Raw genomic sequence first — 24,768 nt, 5'->3', positions numbered from 1 at the left:
TTAAAAATTATGGGTTAGTGTTAATTTTGCGTTTATTGGCAATTCAGGAAATGCCAATGTTGCGCCAAAGTAACCGCCTTCAAATACTGGGCGCCAGTTTTTTTGATTCGTTACGTTGTTCACATCTAATCGTAACTTGGTACTAGGCGTAAAAGCATAGCTAGTATTTACGTTTAGTGTGTACTGATCACGAATTTTTACCGTCGCCAAAAAGTCTAATGGGTAACTCTTTGTATATAGACCTGAAAAACCCGTTTGCCATTTCGAATTAATTGAATAATTTCCGTTAAAGCTGAAAGATTGCTCAGGGATGCCCTGCACACGGGTGTTTGAAGGTGCAAAAGCGGTAAAGCTAGGTGCGCCAACACTGGTACCTTCAATAATATCTGGACGTGAGTTGTCAAATGCATCAGCTACTTGAGCCGAATCTTGACTACTTGCAGAATTATCGTAGCGAGCGTCAATATAGCTGTAGCCAGCACTTAGCCAATAAGGGTAGGCGTCATAAAATACTTGGCTTTCAAAGCCGGTAGTACGAATGCCAGTGTTACTACCATCACGATTACGTAAACTACGACGTTGGCTAAATACGGCTCCATCGGCGTACCAATCGCTGTTAGTTGGTGCGTATTTTAAACCAAATTCAACTAAGGTATTTTCGGTTGAAAAGTTTTGTGCGCTAATTGTGTTGTCGCCACCAAGAGACGTGCCGCCAGCCATGCTATTTGATGTGGCTTCGTTGTAACTTGCTGCACCATAAGTGGTGTAGTCACCATTCAATCGGTAGTTAAAGCTTATTTGCCCCGAATGTAGCTTATCATTAATGCTATCACGAGCTGCAATTTCACCCTCTGGCGCTATTGGGTCGTGCGCGTCTACGTCATAAAAATCAATGCGGTAGCCAACACTTGTATGAAACTTATCAGTCCAATCTGAGTCTTGTTGAATAGCAAAACCTGTTTGCCATGAACGCGAATCGGTCGTGTCTGATAGGTTAAAGTCGCCGCTACCATCGTTATTAATATCGTACTGACCACCTGGAGATACAAATACACCTGGGCTAATTTCAATTAAACGCGCTTTTTGTTCACTTGTTAAAGGTATTCGGCGGTTTGAAAGTGGGCCTGTTAAGTCAATAGGCAAGTCTGCTTCTGTTGTAAATTGGCTGTAGCCTAATACGCGGTTATAACGCACATCAAATGCAAAAATTGTTTGCTGGTCGCTATTCCAAAGATAGGTAAGCTCGGTACGGTTTTGCGCCGTGTCTGCACCATCTATAATTTCAACAAAGCTATTTTGTGCAATTTCTTCGCGTTGTAAGTGCTGAAAGTACGTGATGTTTTTAATGGATGCGTTGTTTGAAAGTTCACGCTTATAAATACTGTGTAGTAAATAGGTAGTAGCTTCGTTTTGATTATCAGGGTCGGTAAGTACTGTACTACGGTCTATTTTTACTTGTCCAGTAGGTGAAATAATTGAACCTGCTGCTGGTACGGTACTACCGTTTGCTTGCACGCCTTGACCGGTAATATAAAGGCCGTTATCAATTAGCGCTTGAGTAGGGCGGTTAATACCGGCGTTATCGGTAAATTCAACTTGGTATAATTCAAAGTTAATATCCCAGCTGCTTTTGTCATCGGGTAATACACGTAATGATGCAAATAAGCTGTCGCTTTTAGTTCCCGAGAAATCGTAGTAACTGCCGTTATCAATATGTTCAGCGCTTACTCTAAAACCTACTTTATCTTTTACAATGGGTGCACTGTAATCAACTAAAACACTGTATTGATCCCATTGACCTGCAGATACAGTTGCTTTGCCTTTGCTTTCATCCGTAGATGCTTTTTTAGAATGTAAGTTTACAAAACCACCATTGCGTTGGCTTGAGCCAAATAATACTGGTGGCGCGCCCTTTACTACATCTATCTGTTCTATAGAGTTGAACGATAACGGCACACCAAAGCCATTATTACCAGCTTGACGACGTGTACCATCTTGAAAAAGCTCACCCAGCTGCCCACGAATAGTAGGTAAACTTGGTGCGCCAAAACCACTGGCTGAATAGGTATTAGGGCTTACTGCGAGTACGTCTTGTAGGCTCGTAATATTAAGTTGTTCTATTAATTCGCTTGAAATAGGCGTTACAGAGCGGGCTATATCTTGTAGTGCTAAATTATCACCAAAAGGCCCATCAACTGTTGCATCCTTAACCGAAAGCCCCTGAGATTTAATAACTTGGCCTGCCACTTCAATACGCTCTATTGTGCCATCTTTTGTTGTTTTTGATTCTTCGGCTGCAAAAGCATTAAGTGGTGTATTTAATATTGTGGCTAGGGAAAGTGCTAAATATGCGTGTTTCAAACGTTTTCTCTCTACGGTTAAAATGTTGTTGGCGATAAAGACCGAAGGCTATAAAAATAACTTTCAGTTAAATTGTGTTTCTTTTTATTTTTTAGAACATAAGCCTAAGCAAGTATTTTAAAGTAGTACTTAAGTGCTTAAATTTAATGGTTTATGTAAATAACTGCTTTTTAACATGTTTTTAAGCATAGTATACTTTTATAAAGCGTGTGCGGCACTGTTTAAGTTTTATCAATAAAGACTTAAAACAGATCGTTAATAAAAATAATTACTATTTTTTGAAATAAAAAATAATTTATACGGTCTAGATTACTTCAACGTTTATTAATATTCATTTAAGGAAATTTTATGACAGGTTCAATGAGTTCTGATGTGCAAAACCGCTTGCAATGGTCACTTTTATCTTTGCGTTTAGGCGTGTTTATTGTAATGGTTATGTGGACGTTCGATAAATTCGTAAATCCTGGTCATAGCGCACGTATTTTCGAACATTTTTACGGTATTAGTGGCTCATCTGATATTGTTGCTTATATAATTGGTGCTCTTCAACTTGTATTAGTATTGGCATTTTTAGCGGGTATTAAAAAGCGCATCACTTACGGTATCATTTTTGTAATGCATGGCTTATCAACGCTTTCTTCTTATAACCAGTATATAGATGGCTTTAACAACTTATTATTCTTCACTGCATGGCCAATGTGGGCTGCGTGTTTTGCACTTTACTTATTACGCGACCAAGACGTAAAATTTACTGTAAAGTAATAAAACAATAGTTATACCCTTAAGGTTGTAGCTAAAAATACATTGGGCTGAGTTGCTTACTATTTCAGCCTAATGTATAGCCTTTGAGCACTTCTTCTAACAATCCAACCTCTTTGTCATCTTCTAAAAATAATCCTTTTTATATTATTTCATCCTAAATATTGCGTTAGATCAAAGTTAATATATTTGTAAGAACAATATCGACAGCTTTAGTTTATGTTAGCTATACGGTTAGTAGGTTTTAATTACCTCAAGTTATTCAACTCAATGTTGTATAGAAGGCTCGTATGGAAAAGGTTAAAATTTCGTCGGCGCATCAGTCATCAAATCGTTCAGAGAACAAGCCTTCACACAATCAAAATTGCGATGAATGGAGCAAGCTTGATTTAGTACAATTACAAGCAAAGCTAAAAACATCATCCGACGGGTTAAGCCAAGCTGATGCCACACAAAGATTGGCACAATATGGACCTAACGAACTAGTTGAAGAAAAACCAAATTTATTACTCAAGTTTTTATCTTACTTTTGGGGGCCAATACCGTGGATGATCGAGGCCGCTATTATTTTATCGGCACTTGCTAAACACTGGGCCGATTTTTTTATTATTCTTGTATTATTGTTGTCCAACGTATTGGTCGGCTTTTGGGAAGAACACCAAGCGGGTAATGCAATTGCTGCATTAAAAGCAAAATTAGCTAACAAAGCACGCGTTCGCCGCGATACTCAATGGCAAAACTTAAATGCCAGCGAACTTGTACCAGGTGATGTTATTAGAATGCGGATGGGCGATATAGTGGCTGCAGATGCGCGTTTGCTAGATGGCGATACAGTAGAAGTCGATCAATCATCACTTACGGGTGAGTCGTTACCGGTTGTAAAGTCGGCGGGTGAAACTGTTTATTCGGGATCTATTATCCGCCAAGGTGAAATAGAGGCAATAGTATACGCAACCGGCGCTAATACCTTTTTTGGTAAAACAGCACAGTTAGTACAAGGGGAGCGAACCGCAAGTCATTTTCAGCGAGCAGTGCTTAAAATTGGTAATTATTTAATAATGCTTGCTGCGGCTTTAGTACTGCTTATAGTTATTGCTGCTTTGTTTCGCGATGATCCAATGATCACCACATTACAGTTTGCACTCGTTCTAACCGTTGCGGCAATACCAGTCGCCATGCCAACAGTGCTATCAGTTACTATGGCTGTAGGCGCACGTTTATTGGCTAAAAAGCAAGTGGTTGTAACACGTTTAGCTGCAATTGAAGAGCTAGCGGGTGTTGATATTTTGTGCTCTGATAAAACAGGCACACTCACGCAAAATTTATTAACGTTAGGTGACCCACTTTGTGTTGATAATGCACTTAATGAAGTAACCTGCGATGACGTTATATTGAACGCCGCATTAGCATCTCGCTTAGAAAATAACGATCCGATTGACTTAGCAGTATTACAAAGTGTTAAAGCCGATCAAAATCTAGATTCTTACTATATAGAACATTTTCAGCCATTTGATCCCGTGAGCAAACGTACTGAAGCGTCAATTAAAAATGCTGATGGTAAAACGTTTAAAGTAACCAAAGGTGCACCACAAGTTATTTTAGCCTTGTCGGCTAATATTGAGGCAGTTAAAACTCAAGTTGAGGCGTCAATAGATGAATTTGCAGCACGTGGGTTTCGCTCTTTAGCGGTTGCTAAAACAGACGAGCAAGGTAACTGGCAATTTATAGGTGTATTGCCGCTTTTTGATCCACCGCGTGAAGAAGCAATACAAACCATTGCCGATGCAAAAGAAATGGGTATGAACGTTAAAATGGTCACGGGCGACCAAGTGGCCATTGCGCGCGAAACGGCAAGTAAACTGGGTTTAGGAACAAACATTCTTGATGCTAGTGGATTTGGTGCAACTGAGCATCATCAAGCCACACAGTTGGATGACTCAATCGAGAGCGCTGACGGATTCGCACAAGTATTCCCTGAACATAAATACCATATTATTGATGTGCTTCAGCATAGAGGGCACATTGTTGGTATGACAGGAGATGGCGTAAATGACGCGCCAGCACTTAAAAAAGCTGACTGTGGTATTGCTGTATCGGGTGCTACCGATGCCGCCCGTTCAGCGGCATCTATTGTATTAATGACCGATGGCTTATCGGTCATTATTGATGCAGTTAAAGAAAGCCGAAAAATATTTCAACGCATGAATAGTTACGCTATTTACAGGGTTGCTGAAACACTACGCGTATTACTTTTTATGACAATGGCGATATTAATTTTTAACTTTTATCCGTTAACAGCCGTCATGATTGTAATGCTTGCTTTACTCAACGATGCCGCCATTTTGTCTATTGCATACGACAATGTGCATTATCAAAATAAGCCCGAAACATGGAATATGCGGCTCGTTTTAGGTATTGCATCTGTGCTGGGAATTGTAGGGCCAATTGCAGCCTTTGGTTTATTTTACTTAGGAGATAAAGTATTTGAACTCGACCGTCCTCATCTTCAAACATTAATGTACTTATTACTTTCTGTAGCAGGGCATTTGACTATATTTTTAGCGCGTACCCGAGGTCCATTTTGGTCTATTAAACCGTCTGCTATATTAATGGTCGCCGTATTTGGCACGCAAGTTATAGCAACACTTATTGCTGTTTATGGTATGTTTATGACCCCACTAGGATGGGGGTGGGCACTTGCCGTGTGGGCATATGCTTTGGTGTGGTTTTTTATTAACGATGGTTTGAAGCTAGTGGCTTATCGAATTTTTGATCCAACAGAAGCACCCTTGCTAGAGAAGAGTTAACGCATAGGCTTAAAAATGAAAAAATGGTTATAAGCCAAATGGCTTATAACCAATAGTACACAAGGGAGTGTATATAAGGTGGTTCAATTATTTGTGAATAGAGTTACTCACAAATAAAAAGTATTTAGTGCATTGCATCGTTATATTGCTTTGCTAAGCTTTGTTTTTGCCCTTCGGTTAGTGCTTTACCAGCCAATTGAAATACTTCGTGTTCTTCTTCACTTAAGTGATGATGTACCAAATGGTGCAGCTTTTTAGCTGCAACTAACCATGCAGATGAGCTCATTTCGGTATCTTCAAGTTGTTCAATTAATTCATCAATTTCGTGATGTTCAGCTACGCTGTGGCGCGCTTTTTCATGAGTTAAGTCATCAAACATAAGTGGGTTGTAAAAGTAACGTTCTTCAAATTTTGCGTGTTGTTCTAGTTCTGTTTTTAGCTCGTCCATTAGCGTGTGGCGCTGCTCTGTGTCGCCGTGCGTTTGAATAAGCGCATCTACTAATTCTCGTTGTTTGTCATGGTCATGACGTAGTGCTTCAAAAATATTCATAACTAATCCTTTTACAATTTATTTGCTTATATCACTAGTGTGCAAACTAAATGCCAAATATTAAGTTGATGTATTTTATTGCTTTTATTTTGATTTTTTATTTTTATGCTCATATCACTGTAAATTTTACAGTGATATGAATGCAATAATTTCAGGATTTTTCATAGTTCAATTATAAAGAAAGTATAAATCCCTACAAAACCTTACAAATAGTTACTGGTTGTTTATTTTATTGCAGTGATAAAGTAGCAACATTATTTAGGTACAACTTATATGTATTACTCCCAGATATAATACCAATCGGTATAAATGCAGGTAGCACGTTAACTGAATAGGATAGTTTAAGGATGAACATAAAAAGCCCCATCGCCGCATTATTGCTGTGCGCTTTACTAAGTGCGTGTAGTACAACCTCGCGTTCTGACCCTAACTTATGCATTGAAGAGGCTGAAATGGTTGATCGAAATGGCGCTCAAACAAGCTCAGAAGTTTATAATCAATGCATTAGCGCACAAATTAAAAAGGATGATAAAAACGACACTTTTTTTGATGCTATCGGTACGTTCTTTTTTGAATTTTTTGTAATGGTGGTAGAAAAGTAAATAGGCTAACTTGCAGCTGTGATTTAAATTAAATAAGTTGCGTAAAAATAGGATTAGTTATGAAGCAATTATTGATAGTAATTCCACTTTTTTTATTACTAAGCGCTTGTGCGGCACAGCCTTACGCAGGCTCGGCAAAATGTATGGAACAAGCAGATATTGCATACGAAACCGATACACGTAAAAATGAAACATTAGATAATGAATGTAAAGCTGCAAAAGTAAATACGCCTAATAAAGAGCTTGAGAATTATGGCTTGGTTGATAGAAGCCTTTTACAGCTAATCGTTAGCTTTTTAAATGGTGTATTTCAATAGTACATATACAGTAAAAATATAACTAAATAAGGTATGTATGAGGGAAGAACTAAGAGCAAAAATAATTACCGTATGCGATAAAAAAATAGCAGTTAAAGGAGAAAATGTAGGGCTTTCTTTTTATGCATTTTTTGCCAATAAAAACGACGATCCAGAGCTACTTATGGAAGCTGCTACTTGGTGGATACACACCCATAAATTAGATCATTTTGTAAAAGCACATAAAATTAAACAAATGGTTTTAGACGAACTTTAGTCAAGTAAGTGAGCCAATACTTTTAGCTGTGTTTATTTAATCAACTACGACTTGGTTTCTTCCGTTTTCTTTTGCTTTATAAAGTAATTTATCTGCATGCTTAATAAGAATATCTAGTGTGCTTTTTAAAGGGCTACTTACAGAGGCTCCTGCACTAAAAGTGATTTTTATATCTGTAGGAAAGTCTTCTATATTACTGCAATGCTCGGCGAAGCTAATGGCGAGTCGGTTAAATATATCGCGAATTATTCGTTCATCAGCCGTATTTAGTGCAAATAACCATTCTTCGCCGCCGTAGCGGCCAAACTGATGATCATCACAGAGTGTTTCTCTTGCAGCTTTTGCAAAGGCAATAAGAACTAAATCGCCAACATCGTGACCAAAACGGTCGTTAACTTTTTTAAAGTAGTCTAAGTCAACAATTGCTATAGTCATTTTACCTTCACCAAGTTTTGCTTCTGCTGCGCGCATTATTCCTCTGCGATTAGGGCAATTTGTTAGGTAATCTGTTAATGAAATATCGTGATATTTTTGACGTTGTCGAGCTTGTCGATAAAATAAAAATAATGAAACAATCACTAAAATAAACGCAATAGCAGCGCTAAGTCGCCAAATTATTTTTTGATGATATTCTTCTTTAGCTTGTAGCTCACTAATATCTTTTGCGTACTCTAGTTGCTGTATTTTTTCTTCTTTTTCTTTTACTTCAAACTGTATCTGTAGTGTTTTTATATTATTTTCACTGGTTGCTTCGTAGTGTTTTTTTGTATAAAGGAGCTTTTGTTCAATTGCTTCAAAAGCCTCGTCAGTGCGGTTAAGGCGTCGCTTTAGCTCATAGCGTTTACTTAAAAAATCGGCTTTATAAATACTGCGGCTGAATTTATCTAATTTTAAAAAAACCTCATCGTTTGCTTCATTTGCTTGATCAAGTAAATCTAGTTTTATATATATGTCAGCTAACAAAATGAGCGATGCGAGTTGCATATCATAAACACCTGCAGAACGAGCAAGCTCAATGTTCTCTTTAGTTAAAGTTAAAGCTTTATCGTAGTTGGCTTGTAAGTACTCAATGCTAGCAATTGAGTACTGAGCAAAGGTTAAGCCTTTTTGCATATTAACTTTTTTGAAATAGAGCAATGCTTTGTCTAGGTATATTAAGGCATCTTTAGGTTTCTTAATCTCCAGCAATACATTGCCTAAGCTCCAATATGCTTTTGAGGTAAAAAGACCATCTTGTGTTTGCTCATATGCCGCAACCGCTTTTTTTGCATAATATACGGCTTTGTCTTTTTCGTTTAGATAATTATATGCATCGGCTATTTTTCTAAAAAAGTATCCTTGAGATGCTGAATCGTCATCTTTTAATGCTAATTCTAACCCCTCTAGTGCAACATTTAGGGTCTTTTTCAATGCATCTGTATCGGTGTAATAGTAAGCAAGTGCTCGTAAAATAATGATTTTTTCTTTAGTTGAATGCTGTTGCAAGCTCTCTTCTAATTTTGTGGCTAGCGTTTGTGCTGGAGCTGGGTTTGGCTCCCTCGCTAGAGACTTGAGTTGTGATTCGAGAAATAATAAATATACACTTTTTTGATTTGGTAACTCTTTGTTCTTTAAGTAATAGGATAAGTGTGTGTTTAACGCTTCGTATTTTTCTTGTCTAAAAAGTAACTCCGCATACAAAGCGGCCGCTTCTAAATGAAGGTTTTCCCAATTTTGCTCTTTGCTTATTTTAAACGCTTGAGTGAGTTTGTCTTCATTTTGAAGATAGTCTAGTTCATTTAGTTTTATGTTATTGATGAGGGTTTGAGTTGTTTCAAAGTCTAACGCATGTAAAGTTGCACTTAATGAATCGCCGTTAGCTGAGGCAAGCTTACTTAAAAGTAAAAATAAAATGAGAACAACATACTTTGCCCATAAAGTATTACCTAAAATCTTTATTTGTGTATTGTTAGCCATGTTAATCCTTTGCTGACTTATTTTTATTATTGAAATAATTATTCACATTGCTTAATAAACTTGGGCTTGAACAATTTTTTATACTCATCATTGAAGAAAAAGACCACAAACGATATCAATTTAATTAATAAAAACCAACACATTGTATAATATAATGGTTGTAGCTATGTGTTTTTATTAAAAATCTGCGGCTACTTCAAACTCTAATCGTTTAAGTGTAATTGGGTGAGTAAATGCTAAGTATTCTGCATGTAAATGTAATCTATCGGCTTTTTGCCCGTAATGTGTGTCGCCTATAATTGGCATGTTTAAACCTAAACTGTGCGCGCAATGCACTCTTAATTGATGAGTACGCCCTGTTTTAGGATATAACTGTAATCGGGTAATATTGTTGTTACGCTCTAAAACGTGCCAGGTAGTAAGTGATGGCTTACCGTGTTTGTAACACACCATTTGGCGCGGTTTATCATCAAAGTCGAGCACTAAGGGTAAATCAATTACTCCGCTATCCTCAGCTACATTACCATTAACTAATGCGACATAACGTTTATCTATAGTGCGGTCAATAAATTGCTTTTGCAGTGCTTTGTGCACGCGTTTATTAAGTGCAATCATCAATAACCCAGAAGTCGACATATCTAACCTGTGCACAATTAGTGGGCCTGATGCCTCTGGAAACTGCGTTTTGATTCGCATATAAACTGAGTCTTCAATATTTACGCCAGGCACAGATAAAAACTCAGCGGGCTTATTTACCACAAGTAAGTCGTCATCTTTATAAACAATATTTAAATCTTTACCCTGAGCTGGGTTGATAAGTAGCGGGTTATCTTCAACATCTAAACCCTTTAGCATGTGCCCAAGTATTGGTTGGCATTTACTGTAACAAGAAGGGTAGTAGTTTTTATGTTGCCTAATTGCTGATTTAGGTGCTGCTCCCCACCAAAATTCAGCCATAGCAAGTGGTTTTAAACCATGCTTATAGGCGTATTGTAATAATTTAGGCGCAGCACAATCGCCAGCACCCGAAGGAGGAGTGTGCTCAGGCAGTGCTGCAAATATGGCATTCAAGTCTGTAGTTTCTCCATTTGCATTTAAAAATTGGTACTGTGCAAATAGCTTTTTTTGTAAGCTTTTAGAAAGCGTTTTACGGCGTTTTTTTAAATGAGCAATTTCATCAGAAATATTGATGTGTGTTTGCTGCAGTGACTCGATTATATTTTGCCAATAGGCTTTAAGTGCCAGCAGTTGCTTTTTTTCTACGATACTTTGCCCTGCAAGCTTATTTTTTAACTGCTCAAAATCACTTTCGCTAAGCTCTAATTTGCCTTCGGTACGTTGTATTTTTCGTTGCTGGCGACCGGCTTGCATTACTGCCTGTTGGGCTAGTAGTGCTTGCTGGTAGCTTTGTGTTGCATCATCAAGTTTGCTATTAACTTCATGCAGTTGTTCGCTATTTTCTAATTGCTCAATTTGAGCATTAATATCGTTAATTATTTTACTTTGAGCTAAATAGCTATCGTCTTGCAGTTGCATGCTAGAAACTGGCGGTACAAAGCTAATATTGGCTTTATCACCTTCAATTTGCCCCGAATAAGCACTTAAAAAGCCTAATTGTTGCTTAGCATTTTGCACCACTAAAACCCCAAACATTTTACCGGCATTTTCTGCTTTTAAATGCGTTAACGTTTCAAGTTGTTGCTGTAATTGTTTTGTGGCTGCTACAGCTAATGGTTGCGGCTCGTAATAAAAAGGGAAAGTAAACTTTTCAGGAAGCGCGAGAGAATCAATATTTTGAGAAAATAATGTAAAGCACGAAGCAGAATTTGACATAGAAGTAAGAGAAAAACATTCAGTAAAATAATTGAGCGCATAATAACATATTCATAGTTAAGCCACTAAAAATCTCGCACCCGCATATTTATAGACACTTTAAAGCGGACATTCATGTTTTATGTATCAGTATGGGGCGTAGCAAACCTAGGAGTATCGTTTGTTAGTAAAGTCTCGGTAGTAATATATCTATCATTATCAAAATATTTAGGCTTATCGATTCTCAATAATTGAGCGCATTTCGAAACGATGACTTACTTGATAGATCAGAGGCGAAAAATCAATTTACAGAATAACTGAATATTTAGGAGTTCTATATTATGAGTCAAAATATTGCAAGTTTTATCACTAAAACTCTCGAACAAGCTGGCGTAAAACGTATTTGGGGAGTCACTGGCGATTCACTTAACGGCATTAGTGAAAGTCTGCGAAAAATGGGAACAATTGAATGGCTAGGAACGCGACATGAAGAAGTTGCCGCATTTGCAGCCGGTGGCGAAGCGCATTTATCAGGAGAGCTTGCGGTGTGTGCGGGTTCTTGTGGCCCAGGTAATCTTCATTTAATTAATGGTCTATTTGATTGTCAGCGTAATAATGTACCAGTATTAGCAATTGCCGCACATATTCCTTCATCTGAAATTGGCAGTAGTTATTTTCAAGAAACCCATCCGCAAGAATTATTTAAAGAATGCAGTGTGTATTGTGAAATGGTGTCGAGCCCCGAGCAAATGCCGTACCTGCTAGAAACCGCAATGCGACAAGCAATATTAAATAAAGGCGTGAGTGTACTTGTGCTACCTGGCGACATTGCATTAAAAGATATGCCTAAAGCTATTAAGCCAAAATGGAATGTGCCAAAACCAGCAACGCATACTCCCGCTTTATCTGATATTGAAGCAATGGCGACTCATCTTAATAAAAGTAAAAAAGTAACCTTGTTGTGTGGTGCTGGTTGTAAAGATGCCCACGACGAAATTGTTGCGCTAGCCGAAAAATTACAAGCACCGATAGTGCATGCTATGCGTGGTAAAGAATTTATTGAGTACGATAACCCTTACGATGTTGGTATGACCGGATTCATTGGCTTTGCGTCGGGGTATCATGCAATGCAAGAAGCCGATACATTACTTATGATTGGTACGAGCTTTCCTTATCGTGCATTTTATCCCGAAAATACCACTATATTGCAAATTGATAATCAGGCCGCGTCACTCGGGCGACACGTGCAAATTGACTGTGGCGTATTAGGCGATACAAAAAATTCAGTGACCACTCTGCTTGATTATATTAAAGGTGAACGGAGCAGTTCGCACTTAGAAAAAAGTGTTAAAAACTACAAAGAGTCTCGACAAGATCTCGATGAACTAGCTACTGGCAAAACCTCGCAAAATTTAATTCACCCGCAATACCTAACACGTTTACTCAACGAGCAAGCGGCTGACGATGCTGTTTTTACTTGTGATGTAGGTACGCCAACAGTGTGGGCTGCACGTTATTTGTCAATGAATGGAAAGCGCCGCTTAATTGGATCGTTTAATCATGGTTCTATGGCAAATGCCATGTCGCAGGCAATGGGGGTTCAATCTGTAGATAGAGACCGCCAAGTCATTGCAATGTGTGGTGATGGTGGCTTTTCGATGTTAATGGGCGACTTAATCTCGCTTAAACAGCTTAATTTACCAATAAAGATTGTTGTTTATAATAATCGCTCACTTAGTTTTGTGGCTATGGAAATGAAAGCCAGTGGTTTTTTATCAAGCGATACCGATTTAGAAAACCCAAGCTTTGCTAAAATTGCAGAGGCCTGTGGCTTAAAAGGGATTCATGTGGATGACCCTGAAAAATTACCATCGGCAATGAACGAAATGATGAACCACTCAGGACCTGTTGTTTTAGAAGTCGACACTGCAAAACAAGAGCTTTCAATGCCACCGCAAATCAAATTAGAGCAAGCAAAAGGCTTTAGTGTTTACATGATGAAGGCGTTAATTAACGGCAAAGGTAATGAGATTGTAGAGCTTGCCAAAACTAACTGGTCACGCTAATTGAGTTACTTCCTTGTTGAGTATTTTGGCTCAATAGGGAAGTGTAAATTAGAAGTAGGATATGATTAAAATGGAAGGTTTTTTAGTATAGTGTTGGAATCACTACGATGCTTTTGAGCTCACTCAAGTGCGATGTAAAGAGCTAAAACACTTAGCATTGGCATCAATTGCTACTTGGTAGTTGTTTTAGTTTAACGTTTCACTCGCTTTACTCAATCAAAGTAAAGCGAGCGCTCAGTATCACTTACAAACTCTTTTTAGGCGGTAGGGCGACGTTTGCAAATATTAGTCCTGCAACAAGCGACATAAATATTAAAAACGTTTGTTGGCCTATGTGTTCTGCGTATATAAAGTCTTGGCCTTCAATTAGTGAGTTTAAGCCAATATAGGTTTTGCTACCTGGTACTAATACAATTAAGCCTTGCATGGCCACAATAGAAGCTGGCGCATTAGCAACGCGGTTAAACAAGTTACTAAATATACCCACCGATAAAGCACCCACAAACGTACCTAACGTGTAATCAAGATACATAGCTGAGCCAATACTAGTGCCATACGCTATAAAGCCTGATGCGATAGACCAAACCGCATGCTTAAGTTTGGTTCTAAAAATCACGATTAAGCTGCTACAAAGTAAAAATATAGCCAGCCATGCGGTCCATTTTGGTAATGGCTCAGGTTGTACAAAGTCGGCTTGCCCAAAGAGTGCAAAGCCAATACCTATACCAATGAAACCACCAAAATACAGTTTAAACAACAGCATAAACGAGTCCATTACCCTTGCTGTGCCCGACACTAAATGCCGCGCTGCAAGCTCTGCTAAACCAAGCGCAAGTGCTAAACCGGGTATAAATACAATAATGGCCGAAAGTACCACCAAGCGTATATTTATTTCAGGCGTTATATACACGCTTACTGCACATGCAAGTACTGCTGATATTATGGCAACTAATGGCTCAAGCATGTGAGCTACGCGTTTTGAGCGACCAGACCAAAGCACAAACACATAAACGACTAAAGTAAGCAGCGATGACCAAATAACATCAGTCCAGCTAGTACCCATTAACATAGCAAACGCACCACCAGAAGTTGCAAAGGCAACGCCCGTTGTTAATTTATTATATGGGTTTGGCATCACAAAAATTGCGTCTAGCTGCGCATCAACTTCTTGTAAACTTAGCTTGTCGTCAAGCATTTGGTTTACAAGGTCGTCGGTGTCGGCAAGTGAGCCTAAATCGTGATCGCCAGGGTCTACACGTGCAACGTGGGTGTACTCATCTTCGTGGCCATCGGTCCAAATAACAAACGTTACAGAGGTTGGCGACATAACAAATGACGATTTAAGTCCTAAGTAAGTAGCCACTTCCATTAGGTGGGCTTCTAGGCGGTAGGCTGGGGTGCCATACTTGTGAAGCATTTTACCCAATTTAACGATAAATTTGCGTTTTTCTGTAAAGGTTGCAGTTTTCAAATCTTTTTGGACCAAATATTGCGATAACTAAGCTAAAAATATAGACAATACAGCTAAAACTGCCCACGTTTGATGGGCGCGATTTTAAACACTAATTGGTGTGTGTCTAGTCATTTTTAATCTAATTTTTTATTTTTTTCAGCTATCCATTGCGACATGTATTGAGTGCTGCGCATTGTATGATGTTTGAGCATTTGGCCTGTGAAGTTTTTTTCGCGATGAGCGCTTAAATCGCAACTTATTGAATCAATTTTTTTAATTAACGCTGCGCTTAATTGGGCTTTATCGTACAGCGTATTAAGGAGTGTATTACCATCTTGCTGCGCTTGTTCAAAGTCACTTTGATTGGTGTACATTTCAATGGCAGCGTTGGCAAAGTCATCGGCTGTGTTGGCTACTTTACCTGGCCATGGTAAATCGTTATGCATACCCTCTGCGCCAATGTTAGTGGTAACGCTGGGTGTTTGCATTATCATGGCTTCAAGCAATTTACCTTTAATGCCTGCACCAAAGCGCAGTGGAGCTAAACATACACGCGAACTTTGCATTACATCAAACGCATTATCGGCCCAACCTTTTATTAAAAAACCGGTTTTGGGGTTATTAAGTGCAGTGGCTTTTGGTGGTGGGTAAGAGCCATAAATATGTAGTTCTGCTTTTGGGAGTTGCTTGCGAATAAGTGGCCATATTTTTTGTAAATAAAGTACAGCATCCCAGTTTGGCGCGTGTCTAAAGTTACCTATAGTCATAAAGTGCTGGCGCTGCTCAAACGTTTTTGTACTTGTAGGCAGTGAGCTTAAGTCAACCATAAACGGTAAATGGTGTAATAAGCTTGGCTCTATTTTAAATACGCTGTTTAGCAGGCTCATTTCATAACTTGAAATAATTAAGCTCAGGTCGCAGCGTAAAATAGCGGCAATTTCGCGTTTTGCTATGTCTGAATGTAAATCGCTGGTTGTAAAGTCACGCTCACCTTTAAACGCTTCGTGGCGAGCATTACGTAGGCATTGTAAATCTTCGGTATCTAAAATTTTAATTGCGTGTGGGCAATGCTTATCGACGCGCCAGCCAAATTGTTCTTCCATCATAAAACGGTCAAACATGACTATATCTGGATTATAGGCTTTAACGTATTCGTCAAAGCTGTCGCAGTTTAATGCAATGCTTTGGCTGGTTATGCCGAAGTCGTCAAGGTTTACCATGTGATCGGTGCGCTGCGCGGGCGTTGCAAATTCAACGTCCCAGTTTTGCGCTCTAAATGCATTTAATAACGACATCATGTGCGTTCCCGCAGCAGACGAATTTGGCTCTGGCCATACGTAGCCAATTACCAGCACTTTTTTCATTGGCTAGAATCTCTAATTTGTAAGTTTACATTTACCAGTGTTTTTACTGGCGGGGCTGTATTTTGTAGTAGCTCTTGCAGTATTAAAAGGCACCGCTTGGCTATATCGGTTGTACTTATAGCCACGGTGGTTAAGTGATTATTTATAACCGCGCTATTAGGAATATGGTGGCAACTCACTACTTTAATACAGTGATGCGTTAATGAGTTAATAGCGGCAGTAACACCTTGAGCAATAATATCGTTTGAACACACCACTGCGTTTAATGTTGGGTTATGTTTATATGCTTCTATAAATGCATTTTTAGCGCTAAGGGCTGTGTTTACTGCGCAGTGAATGGGGGCTAATGGATTAATGCTGTGCTGCGCGCAAGCGGTATTAAAGCCACTTTGTAGTGCTTGTGAATCATTTAAAGTAAGTTCACTGCCTATAAATGCAATGTTTGTCACGCCTTGTGCGAGCAAATGCATACTGGCTACGTGGCTGGCTTTTTTATAGTCGGGTAATACACAAGGGGCTGCGCTAAAAGGCACTTCACTCATTACGGTAATTACTTTGTGTTGCGCGCTGAGCGTATCAAGCCATTTGGAGCAAGTATTAGCAACGGGGCAAATAATAAATGCAGCAGCGTTGTATTCTTTTAAGTTTTTAACTGCGTTTGCTTGTAGTTCAAGACTATTATTACTGCTTACAATCATGGCTTGTAGGCCACTTTCGTTTAACAAAAGTTGTAGGCTGGTAGCAAGTTGCGCCATAGTTGGGTTAGTTAAATCGTTTATTACTATGGCCACTAAATTTGAGCGCTTTGAGCGCATAGCAGCTGCATCACGATTATAAACGTAACCAAGCTCATCAATCGCTTTTAGTATTTTTTGTTTACTTTTATTGCCCACTTTATCGCTTTGGGTAAGTACCAAAGATACGGTTGATTTTGATACACCAGCACGCTCTGCAACATCAAAAATAGTGACTGATTTGGCTTTGTTATGCATTGTATTTTAAGTACCGCAGTGGTGAATAAATAGCGCTGTAGTTTAGCTTAATCAGCACTATTAAGTCATCTTTTAGAGGTGTTTAACTTACCTTAATACTTTATGAACAAAGCAAAACGTGTTTATATACGCTTATAAGAGTAAAAAATAACAAAAGGATAAAAACATGAGCGCTTTTAGGCTGTTAGTTGCCTTTATTTGTTGTGCGGCATTAGTACCAACAAGTTACGCCGAGCAGGGCTATCAAACCCCATCACCTGAACTTGCAGCATTGGTTGATGCTAAGTTAGCACCCACTAGTTACTTATCGAGCGATGGCCAGTGGTTAGCGCTTTTTGAACGCAAACGTGTAGTAACCCTTGATGAACTTGCAAAAGAAGAGCTTAAGCTTGCTGGTATTAAGCTAAACCCCGCTAATTTTTCGCGCTCTCGTGTGAGTGCCAAATTTAGTGCCGTGGAGCTAAAGCATGTTCAAAGCGGGTCGGTTATCAGTATTAATAACTTACCTAATGGCATTATCCGTTCACCTAAATGGTCATCTAATAGTCAATATTTAGCCTTTATTGTTGAGCAACCAGCCCAAGCCAATTTATGGCTTTACAGCGTTGAAACCAAACAAGCAAAAGAGTTAACTAGCGCTGCATTAAATTCGGTACTAACTGCATCACCATATAAATGGCTGCCAGATAGCAGCGCCATTGTTGCAAACCTCGCTGTTAACTTTGGCAAGCCAAGGCTTGAAAATAACAGCCAAAATGTAGTGCCTGTTATTCAACAAAGTACTGGCGAAAAAGCGCCTGCACGTACTTACCAAAATTTATTAACAAGCCCGTTTGATGAATCACAATTTAAATTTTACGGCCAAGGGCAATTGGCTTACGTAACGCTTGATGGTAATACTCAAGCAATAGGTAGCCCTTCTTTATTTAAATCATTTTCGGTATCACCTGATTCTACCAATATATTAGTCGCCGGTATTAATGAGCCATTTTCGTATCAAGTGCCTTACAGCCGCTTTGCAAGCACGTGGCAAATATGGGGCATGCGCGGCTATGCATTAGCAGAGCTGGCAAAACAACCACTTGCCGATAACATTCCACAAGGTTATGACAGTGTACGCACAGGCCGCCGTAATTTTGAATGGCGAGCCGATCAGGGCGCTGAAGTTATTTGGGCCGAGGCGCAAGATGGCGGCGACATGAAAACTGACGTTGAGCATCATGATTATGTATACAGCTTGCGTGCACCATTTAAACGCGAGCCTAAATTATTTGCCAAAGTAGAACGCCGTTATGCAGGAATGGAGTGGGGCAACGAAAACGTAGCCATGCTGACAGACTGGCGCTTTAGCGATCGCCAAGTACGTACTTACATAGTACAGCCACGAAATGCCGACAGAAACCGCGTTTTGTTTTCAGAGCGTAGTTACAACGACGCGTATAAAGATCCAGGTAATGCAATTTACGAGCGCAACGATTTAGGCGCAAACGTGATTAAAATTGTAGGCGGGCGTTATATTTACCTGCGCGGTAATGGTGCTTCAGAGCAAGGTAATGTGCCGTTTTTAGATCAATACGATGTTAAAACAAATAGCAGCAAGCGTTTATGGCAATCAGAAGCGCCATACTACGAGCGTGTACGCGCTCTGCTTGACGACGAAGGTGAGCGATTTATTACTATTCGTGAATCTAAAACTGAGCAACCTAACTTTTTTATACGCAATTTAGATAACGACACGCTAACGCAGTTAACGACATTTGAGCACCCGTACCCTGCATTTAAAGGGGTAACTAAAGAGCAATTACGTTATAAACGCGACGACGGTGTTGAGCTTTCGGGTACGCTTTATTTACCACCAGGGTACGATAAAACACAAGGCCCGTTACCTGTACTTATGTGGGCTTACCCACTTGAATACAAAGATAAAGCCGTAGCATCGCAAGTACGCGAGTCGCCTTACGCATTTACCTACATTGGTTATTGGGGTCCTATGCCTTACCTTGCCAAAGGGATTGCCGTGTTTGACGACCCTAAAATGCCAATAGTGGGTATTGATGGCAGTGAGCCAAACGATAACTTTAGAAAGCAGCTAGTATCAAGCGCGCAAGCAGCTGTTGATGTATTGGTTAAAAAAGGTATTGCCGATAAAAACAAAATAGCCATAGCAGGGCACTCATACGGTGCATTTATGGTTGCTAACTTATTGGCTCATAGCGATTTATTTAAAACAGGTATTGCCCGCAGTGGCGCGTATAACCGCACATTAACGCCGTTTGGTTTTCAAGGAGAAGAGCGTGATTTTTGGCAAGCACAAAGTGTGTACGCTAATATGTCGCCGTTTTTTCACGCTGAAAAAATTAACGAACCAATGCTAATGATCCACGGTCAGGAAGATCCTAATTCTGGCACCTTCCCAATGCAAAGTGAGCGCATGTACGCAGCGCTAAAAGGGTTAGGTAAAGATGCTCGTTTGGTCATGCTCCCTTATGAAGCACATGGTTACCGTGCGCGTAAAAGCTTATTACACGTACTGTGGGAACAAGAGCAGTGGTTAGATAAGTACTTGCTAAGTGATACAACTGAGCCAATAAAAGCAACTTCTGAGCAAGTGACAGAGTTAACACCTAGCAAATAGTAAAGGTGCATTTATGCTGTGAGGGCAAGAAGATCCACTCTTAATCTCACGGCACCTTCCCAATGCAAAGTGAGCGCATGTACGCAGCCCTAAAAGGTTTAGGTAAAGATGCCCGCTTAGTAATGCTCCCTTATGAAGCACATGGTTACCGTGCGCGTAAAAGCTTATTGCATGTATTGTGGGAACAAGAACAGTGGTTAGATAAGTATTTGTTAAATGATACAGCAGAGCCAGTAGAGGTTATTACTGAACCCGTGGTAAGTGCTGGGCAATAGATGCTTTTTACATATGGGGTAGGGTGCAAGAAGACCCACCCTCAATCTCACGGCACTTTCCCAATGCAAAGTGAGCGCATGTACGCAGCCCTAAAAGGTTTAGGTAAAGATGCCCGCTTAGTAATGCTCCCTTATGAAGCACATGGTTATCGTGCGCGTAAAAGCTTATTGCATGTATTGTGGGAACAAGAACAGTGGTTAGATAAGTATTTGTTAAATGATACAGCAGAGCCATTAGAGGTTATTACTGAACCCTTGGTAAGTGCTGTGCAATAGTAATAAACATGAGTAAGCAACAGCGCGGCTACTTATAGCCGCGTTTTTGTTTTTAATATGAGAGTAAATTAATGATTGATGTAGCAGCACTTGCGGTTTTTATTCCTACCTTCTTTTTTGTGTCGATAACGCCAGGTATGTGTATGACGCTCGCCATGACACTCGGTATGAGTATTGGCGTGCGCCGCACATTATGGATGATGATAGGTGAGCTGTTAGGTGTAGCAAGTGTTGCTATAGCTGCGGTATTAGGCGTTGCAAGCGTAATGCTAAATTACCCAGATGCGTTCGCTATTTTAAAATGGGTTGGCGGTGCGTACTTAATTTATATTGGCTTTAATATGTGGCGAGCCAAAGGAAAAATGTCGGTCGATACCTCAAAGCCAAGTGACGTAAGTCGGAAGTCGTTATTTACCCAAGGTTTTGTAACCGCAATTGCTAACCCTAAAGGGTGGGCGTTTATGATCTCACTATTACCGCCCTTTATAAGTGTTGAGCATGCAGTAGCCCCTCAGCTTTTAGTATTGCTTGGTGTAATAATGACCACCGAGTTTTTAAGTATGTTGGCTTATGCAACAGGCGGTAAAAGCTTACGTTTATTTTTAGCCCGTGGCGATAATATAAAATGGATGAACCGTATTGCTGGTAGCTTAATGGGGTTAGTTGGAATTTGGCTTATTATTGGTTAGTTCAAAAAGTAGTAGATATTATCAATTAATTTGCTATAGTTGATTTTGTCATCTATTTAACGCTTAAGGCATGCCCAAAAATGAGTACACCCGTATCAGTAAACCCAGTAATGGTTGAGCCTAAAAAAACACCTGTAATTTATAAAATACTGGTTATGGTAAGTATTATCACTCTAATCGGCGGTACTCTAACTGGCATTATGACTTATGTAAATGTGGGTGTTACAGAGCATTTTTATGCCGACTGGTTTACCTCGTTTGTAAGTGCAGTATTGGTTATGGCGCCTGTTGGTTTTGTAATGATGACCTTAATGCACAAGCTAGTTAATAAGTTATTACTTAGGGCGTATTGACCTTTGGTGGTTGAATTTGCAGCAGTGTGTTTGGTTTTTAGGCAAGGCAGAGCCTATGTAGTGTGGTTATTCCCCATAAATAGGCGATAACGCAGCATAAATACCAAACATGCGCTGCCCTTTGGGTTCTTTCTAGGGACGATTAACTCTTTGTTGCTCGGTTTTTACTTAGCCCACTAGGTTACAAACCTCGCGCCGTGATTTAATCGCCCCTAGATTGAACAAATTTCAATCCACAAAGATAAACACGCCCTAGTAGTGAGCTAAAACGTAACTTAGTTATTAGTGTTTTTATGGCGCTGATCATGGAGTCGATGATGGCGTTTGCTACCGCTACTAATAATATTGGCTATGCAGATATGCGTGTATTTGTAACTGGATGGGCTGAAGGGTTATTAGCCGCATTACCAATAGGTTTAACTATAATGCTGATAATGTCTGTTACGGTAAAACCTAAAATAGAACGCTTTTTAAAAAGCTAATAAAAAAAAGAGCCATTGGCTCTTTTTTGTTATTTAGTGTTTACCTGCTCTTTAAATTGCGCCATTCAAAAAAGGTGCTGTTCGGCTTATTTTAGATTGAGCTACATCTGTAGGTTTCCCTTGCGCTACAATTAAGCCGCCTTCTTCACCAGCACCAGGGCCTACATCAATTACCCAGTCACTATTACGGGCTACTTGCATATCGTGTTCAACCATAATGACGGTATTGCCAGCATCTACTAATTTATTTAACTGCGACATCAGCATTGATACATCCGATGGGTGCAGGCCTGTAGTTGGCTCATCAAGAACATAAAGTGTGTTACCGCGCTGCGTACGTTGCAGCTCGGTTGCTAATTTAATACGCTGGGCTTCACCGCCAGAAAGCTCAGTTGCAGGTTGTCCTAAACGCAAATACCCAAGACCTACTTGCATAAGTGCATCGAGTGCTCGCAGTATCGCAGGTTCATTTTCAAAAAAGGTATGCGCCGATTCAACCGTTAAATTGAGGATATCGCTTATGTTTTTATCACGATATGTAACCTCTAGTGTTTGCTCGTTATAACGCTTGCCATGACACACTTGGCAAGGTGAATAAACGCTAGGTAAAAACAGTAGTTCTATACTTACAAAGCCAACGCCTTCACAGTTTTTACAGCGACCCTTAGCAACATTAAATGAAAAGCGACCAGCATCATAACGGCGTTCTTTTGCTTTTTGTGTTGAAGCAAATAGTTTACGCACATGATCAAACAAACCCGTATAGGTAGCTAAATTTGAACGAGGGGTACGGCCAATCGCTTTTTGATTGACTGTAATCAGGCGGCTTATATTATTTATACCTTCAATGATTTTTCCGCTGGTGTGTGTTTGCAGCTCTTGTTCGAGTAGGTCGGCTTCGTCGGTGGGGGCTTCTGTTATTACTTTTTGCCCAAGTGCCTCGTAAACAAGCTCTACTAAGGCTTGGCTTACTAGGCTTGATTTACCAGAGCCCGAAACCCCAGTAACGGTTGTCATAACACCCAGTGGAAATTCTGCATTGAGCTTTTTAAGATTATTACGCTCAATATGAGCCAATTTTAACCATGCATTAGGCCGCCTTTGATCCTTTTTTTGTGCGCTGTTTTGAGTAGACTCTTGAGTAGTATTTTTAGCAAAAAGGTGACGACCGGTGTGCGAGTTTTTTATTTTTTTTAACCCTTCAACAGGGCCGCTGTAAATAATCTCGCCACCATGCACACCTGCATCAGGGCCTACATCAACAATCCAATCAGCATGTTTAACAACGCTAATGTCGTGTTCAACAACAAATACAGAATTGCCAGCCGCTATTAGCTCATCAAGCGCTTTTAAAAGTGCTTGTGTGTCTGCAGGGTGTAAACCCGCTGAAGGTTCATCTAACACGTAAACTACCCCAAATAATTTAGAGCGAATTTGTGTGGCAAGTCGCAACCGTTGTAGCTCTCCGGGTGAGAGCGTTGGCGTTGTGCGCTCAAGCGACAAGTACCCTAAACCAAGCATGGTTAGTGCTTCAATACGGGTGAGAATATCGCTGGCAATGCGCTGTGTAACAATGGCTTGCTCTGGGTTTTTTGTATTTTTATTTACTTTGGTATTGGCGGCGTTACTTAGTTTTTTAGCAAGCTTGTTTAATGTAAGTTGAGATAGCTCGCCAATATCGAGCCCTGCAAATTTAACACTTAACGATGCTTGTTTTAATTTTTTACCTTGGCAAGTAGGGCACTGCGATATTTGCATAAACTGCGATACGCGCTTTTTTGTACGCGGGCTTTGGGTAGTAGCAAAAGACTGTAAAACAAAGCGTTTAGCGCTTGAAAAAGTTCCCATGTAGCTTGGAGCTTCGCTATTTTTTATCGCATTTTGTGTTTGCTCATAGGTGTAATCTGGATATACAGGCACAGTAGGTGTTTCGTCGGTAAATAAAATCCAATCGCGTGCTTTTTTAGAAAGTTTGTTCCAAGGCGTGTCTATGTCATAACCAAGGGAAGTAAGAATTCGGCTTAAATTTTTACCTTGCCATGCTGGTGGCCACGCGACTATGGCGCGCTGGCGAATAGTTTTTGTATCGTCTGGCACAAGTAGCTTTTCGGTTACTTCAAACACTCGGCCTATTCCTGAGCATTCTGGGCACGCACCTTGTGGCGTATTCGGCGAAAACGCATCAGCATAAAGTATACCTTGGCCTTTTGGGTATTCACCTGCGCGTGAGTAAAGCATACGTAGCGCGTTAGAAATAGTTGTTATGCTGCCAACTGATGAACGAACCGACGGTGCGCCGCGTTGCTGCTGCAAAGCAACTGCAGGCGGTAGCCCTTCAATAGAATCAACATCGGGCTCATCAACTTGATCTATCAACCTTCGGGCGTAAGGCGATACTGAATCAAGATAGCGGTGCTGCGACTCAGCAAACAGCGTTCCAAACGCAAGCGACGATTTTCCAGAGCCCGATATTCCGGTAAAAACAACCAATGCGTTACGAGGTAAATCAACGTCTACATTTTTTAAGTTGTGAACGCGCGCCCCTCTTACTTGAATGCTGTTACTGGGATCAGATAAATCTATTGTTGAGTTTTTATGTGTGCTTGCCATACGTTTATACTCCTGTTTAATTGCGTTTTTACTTTAAGCTAGCTTTGAATTATTTACTCTTATCGCTTGTTATTACCCAAAGTAGCGCAAGCACACTGAATGAACGCTTAGTCTGCAGTGGCACAGCTAGAGTGCGGGGTAAATTGAGCGCTG

At 40.0% G+C, this 24,768-nt stretch carries 20 protein-coding genes; 12 read left to right on the top strand and 8 right to left on the bottom strand.

The features are described 5' to 3' along the window. Nucleotides 1-2,361: a TonB-dependent receptor gene (locus WNY79_RS01890; RefSeq protein ID WP_342874946.1), complete on the bottom strand. Its 2,361-nt coding sequence runs from the start codon at nt 2,359-2,361 to the stop codon at nt 1-3. 348 nt (nt 2,362-2,709) lie between these two features. Between WNY79_RS01890 and WNY79_RS01885 the strand changes: the two genes are divergently transcribed. Both WNY79_RS01885 and WNY79_RS01880 read left to right on the top strand, forming a co-directional pair. Continuing rightward, entirely contained in the window at nt 2,710-3,123 is a 414-nt protein-coding gene (locus WNY79_RS01885; RefSeq protein ID WP_024600494.1) for a hypothetical protein, read from the top strand. A gap of 287 nt (nt 3,124-3,410) precedes the next feature. After that, the gene (locus WNY79_RS01880; RefSeq protein ID WP_342874945.1) at nt 3,411-5,927 is read left to right on the top strand and encodes a plasma-membrane proton-efflux P-type ATPase; all 2,517 of its coding nucleotides are present in this window, start codon (nt 3,411-3,413) and stop codon (nt 5,925-5,927) included. A 124-nt stretch (nt 5,928-6,051) separates the two neighbouring features. Here the strand turns inward: WNY79_RS01880 and WNY79_RS01875 are convergent, their stop codons facing one another. After that, complete coding sequence (locus WNY79_RS01875; RefSeq protein ID WP_007581776.1) at nt 6,052-6,477, bottom strand: hemerythrin domain-containing protein; 426 nt, start codon at nt 6,475-6,477, stop codon at nt 6,052-6,054. Between the two features lie 347 nt (nt 6,478-6,824). Here WNY79_RS01875 and WNY79_RS01870 point away from each other — a divergent pair, with 347 nt between their 5' ends. From WNY79_RS01870 to WNY79_RS01860, 3 genes are read left to right on the top strand one after another with little or no spacing between them, the layout of a single operon-like run. Continuing rightward, nucleotides 6,825-7,079, top strand: a complete 255-nt coding sequence (locus WNY79_RS01870; RefSeq protein WP_170071295.1) for a hypothetical protein — start codon at nt 6,825-6,827, stop codon at nt 7,077-7,079. A gap of 59 nt (nt 7,080-7,138) precedes the next feature. Continuing rightward, nucleotides 7,139-7,396, top strand: coding sequence for a hypothetical protein (locus WNY79_RS01865; RefSeq protein WP_342874944.1), 258 nt, complete (start codon nt 7,139-7,141; stop codon nt 7,394-7,396). Between the two features lie 37 nt (nt 7,397-7,433). Further along, nucleotides 7,434-7,652 (top strand): DUF6500 family protein, encoded by a 219-nt coding sequence (locus WNY79_RS01860; RefSeq protein WP_024600489.1) that lies wholly within the window; start codon nt 7,434-7,436, stop codon nt 7,650-7,652. A 36-nt stretch (nt 7,653-7,688) separates the two neighbouring features. On the opposite strand, the gene WNY79_RS01855 is transcribed toward WNY79_RS01860, so the two are convergent. Both WNY79_RS01855 and WNY79_RS01850 read right to left on the bottom strand, forming a co-directional pair. Continuing rightward, a complete protein-coding gene (locus tag WNY79_RS01855; RefSeq protein WP_342874943.1) occupies nt 7,689-9,608 on the bottom strand; it encodes a GGDEF domain-containing protein in 1,920 nt (639 codons plus the stop codon). Between the two features lie 177 nt (nt 9,609-9,785). After that, complete coding sequence (locus tag WNY79_RS01850) at nt 9,786-11,441, bottom strand: pseudouridine synthase (RefSeq protein WP_342874942.1); 1,656 nt, start codon at nt 11,439-11,441, stop codon at nt 9,786-9,788. A 320-nt stretch (nt 11,442-11,761) separates the two neighbouring features. Between WNY79_RS01850 and poxB the strand changes: the two genes are divergently transcribed. Next, nucleotides 11,762-13,486, top strand: a complete 1,725-nt coding sequence (gene poxB, locus WNY79_RS01845) for a ubiquinone-dependent pyruvate dehydrogenase (RefSeq protein ID WP_342874941.1) — start codon at nt 11,762-11,764, stop codon at nt 13,484-13,486. Nucleotides 13,487-13,730: 244 nt separating this feature from the next. On the opposite strand, the gene WNY79_RS01840 is transcribed toward poxB, so the two are convergent. The 3 genes from WNY79_RS01840 to WNY79_RS01830 form a co-directional block, all read right to left on the bottom strand. Further along, nucleotides 13,731-14,957: a threonine/serine exporter family protein gene (locus WNY79_RS01840; protein WP_076924234.1), complete on the bottom strand. Its 1,227-nt coding sequence runs from the start codon at nt 14,955-14,957 to the stop codon at nt 13,731-13,733. 116 nt (nt 14,958-15,073) lie between these two features. Then, a complete protein-coding gene (locus WNY79_RS01835) occupies nt 15,074-16,303 on the bottom strand; it encodes a glycosyltransferase family 4 protein (RefSeq protein WP_342874940.1) in 1,230 nt (409 codons plus the stop codon). Then, nucleotides 16,300-17,295: a LacI family DNA-binding transcriptional regulator gene (locus WNY79_RS01830; RefSeq protein WP_342874939.1), complete on the bottom strand. Its 996-nt coding sequence runs from the start codon at nt 17,293-17,295 to the stop codon at nt 16,300-16,302. Before WNY79_RS01830 ends, WNY79_RS01835 begins: the two co-directional genes overlap by 4 nt. A 166-nt stretch (nt 17,296-17,461) precedes the next feature. On the opposite strand from WNY79_RS01830, the gene WNY79_RS01825 reads away from it, so the two are divergent. The 6 genes from WNY79_RS01825 to WNY79_RS01800 all read left to right on the top strand — a co-directional run bounded on the left by WNY79_RS01825 (nt 17,462) and on the right by WNY79_RS01800 (nt 22,005). Further along, nucleotides 17,462-19,930, top strand: a complete 2,469-nt coding sequence (locus WNY79_RS01825; RefSeq protein WP_342874938.1) for a prolyl oligopeptidase family serine peptidase — start codon at nt 17,462-17,464, stop codon at nt 19,928-19,930. Between the two features lie 77 nt (nt 19,931-20,007). Then, a complete protein-coding gene (locus WNY79_RS01820) occupies nt 20,008-20,205 on the top strand; it encodes a hypothetical protein (protein ID WP_342874937.1) in 198 nt (65 codons plus the stop codon). Next, a complete protein-coding gene (locus WNY79_RS01815; RefSeq protein WP_342874936.1) occupies nt 20,206-20,481 on the top strand; it encodes a hypothetical protein in 276 nt (91 codons plus the stop codon). A gap of 71 nt (nt 20,482-20,552) precedes the next feature. Continuing rightward, nucleotides 20,553-21,170, top strand: a complete 618-nt coding sequence (locus tag WNY79_RS01810) for a LysE family translocator (protein ID WP_342874935.1) — start codon at nt 20,553-20,555, stop codon at nt 21,168-21,170. An 80-nt stretch (nt 21,171-21,250) separates the two neighbouring features. Beyond that, nucleotides 21,251-21,523 (top strand): DUF2798 domain-containing protein, encoded by a 273-nt coding sequence (locus WNY79_RS01805; RefSeq protein ID WP_342874934.1) that lies wholly within the window; start codon nt 21,251-21,253, stop codon nt 21,521-21,523. A 293-nt stretch (nt 21,524-21,816) separates the two neighbouring features. Further along, nucleotides 21,817-22,005, top strand: a complete 189-nt coding sequence (locus WNY79_RS01800) for a DUF2798 domain-containing protein (protein WP_342874933.1) — start codon at nt 21,817-21,819, stop codon at nt 22,003-22,005. A gap of 51 nt (nt 22,006-22,056) precedes the next feature. Here the strand turns inward: WNY79_RS01800 and uvrA are convergent, their stop codons facing one another. Next, the gene (uvrA, locus tag WNY79_RS01795; protein ID WP_342874932.1) at nt 22,057-24,615 is read right to left on the bottom strand and encodes an excinuclease ABC subunit UvrA; all 2,559 of its coding nucleotides are present in this window, start codon (nt 24,613-24,615) and stop codon (nt 22,057-22,059) included. Between the last annotated feature and the right edge of the window lie 153 nt (nt 24,616-24,768).

It is taken from the genome of Pseudoalteromonas sp. AS84 (assembly GCF_038900255.1).
In the GTDB taxonomy this organism is placed as follows: Bacteria; Pseudomonadota; Gammaproteobacteria; order Enterobacterales; family Alteromonadaceae; genus Pseudoalteromonas.
This window is presented reverse-complemented; position numbering and strand designations above follow the sequence as displayed.

Bases quoted from the DNA above. Each gene is read 5' to 3' on its own strand.
- WNY79_RS01805 (WP_342874934.1), top strand. From the start codon at position 21,251: ATGAGTACACCCGTATCAGTAAACCCAGTAATGGTTGAGCCTAAAAAA.
- uvrA (WP_342874932.1), bottom strand. From the start codon at position 24,615: ATGGCAAGCACACATAAAAACTCAACAATAGATTTATCTGATCCCAGT.
- WNY79_RS01880 (WP_342874945.1), top strand. From the start codon at position 3,411: ATGGAAAAGGTTAAAATTTCGTCGGCGCATCAGTCATCAAATCGTTCA.
- WNY79_RS01830 (WP_342874939.1), bottom strand. From the start codon at position 17,295: ATGCATAACAAAGCCAAATCAGTCACTATTTTTGATGTTGCAGAGCGT.
- WNY79_RS01835 (WP_342874940.1), bottom strand. From the start codon at position 16,303: ATGAAAAAAGTGCTGGTAATTGGCTACGTATGGCCAGAGCCAAATTCG.
- WNY79_RS01850 (WP_342874942.1), bottom strand. From the start codon at position 11,441: ATGTCAAATTCTGCTTCGTGCTTTACATTATTTTCTCAAAATATTGAT.
- WNY79_RS01875 (WP_007581776.1), bottom strand. From the start codon at position 6,477: ATGAATATTTTTGAAGCACTACGTCATGACCATGACAAACAACGAGAA.
- WNY79_RS01800 (WP_342874933.1), top strand. From the start codon at position 21,817: ATGGCGCTGATCATGGAGTCGATGATGGCGTTTGCTACCGCTACTAAT.
- WNY79_RS01860 (WP_024600489.1), top strand. From the start codon at position 7,434: ATGAGGGAAGAACTAAGAGCAAAAATAATTACCGTATGCGATAAAAAA.
- WNY79_RS01815 (WP_342874936.1), top strand. From the start codon at position 20,206: ATGCTTTTTACATATGGGGTAGGGTGCAAGAAGACCCACCCTCAATCT.
- WNY79_RS01865 (WP_342874944.1), top strand. From the start codon at position 7,139: ATGAAGCAATTATTGATAGTAATTCCACTTTTTTTATTACTAAGCGCT.
- WNY79_RS01870 (WP_170071295.1), top strand. From the start codon at position 6,825: ATGAACATAAAAAGCCCCATCGCCGCATTATTGCTGTGCGCTTTACTA.
- poxB (WP_342874941.1), top strand. From the start codon at position 11,762: ATGAGTCAAAATATTGCAAGTTTTATCACTAAAACTCTCGAACAAGCT.
- WNY79_RS01810 (WP_342874935.1), top strand. From the start codon at position 20,553: ATGATTGATGTAGCAGCACTTGCGGTTTTTATTCCTACCTTCTTTTTT.
- WNY79_RS01820 (WP_342874937.1), top strand. From the start codon at position 20,008: ATGTACGCAGCCCTAAAAGGTTTAGGTAAAGATGCCCGCTTAGTAATG.
- WNY79_RS01825 (WP_342874938.1), top strand. From the start codon at position 17,462: ATGAGCGCTTTTAGGCTGTTAGTTGCCTTTATTTGTTGTGCGGCATTA.
- WNY79_RS01885 (WP_024600494.1), top strand. From the start codon at position 2,710: ATGACAGGTTCAATGAGTTCTGATGTGCAAAACCGCTTGCAATGGTCA.
- WNY79_RS01855 (WP_342874943.1), bottom strand. From the start codon at position 9,608: ATGGCTAACAATACACAAATAAAGATTTTAGGTAATACTTTATGGGCA.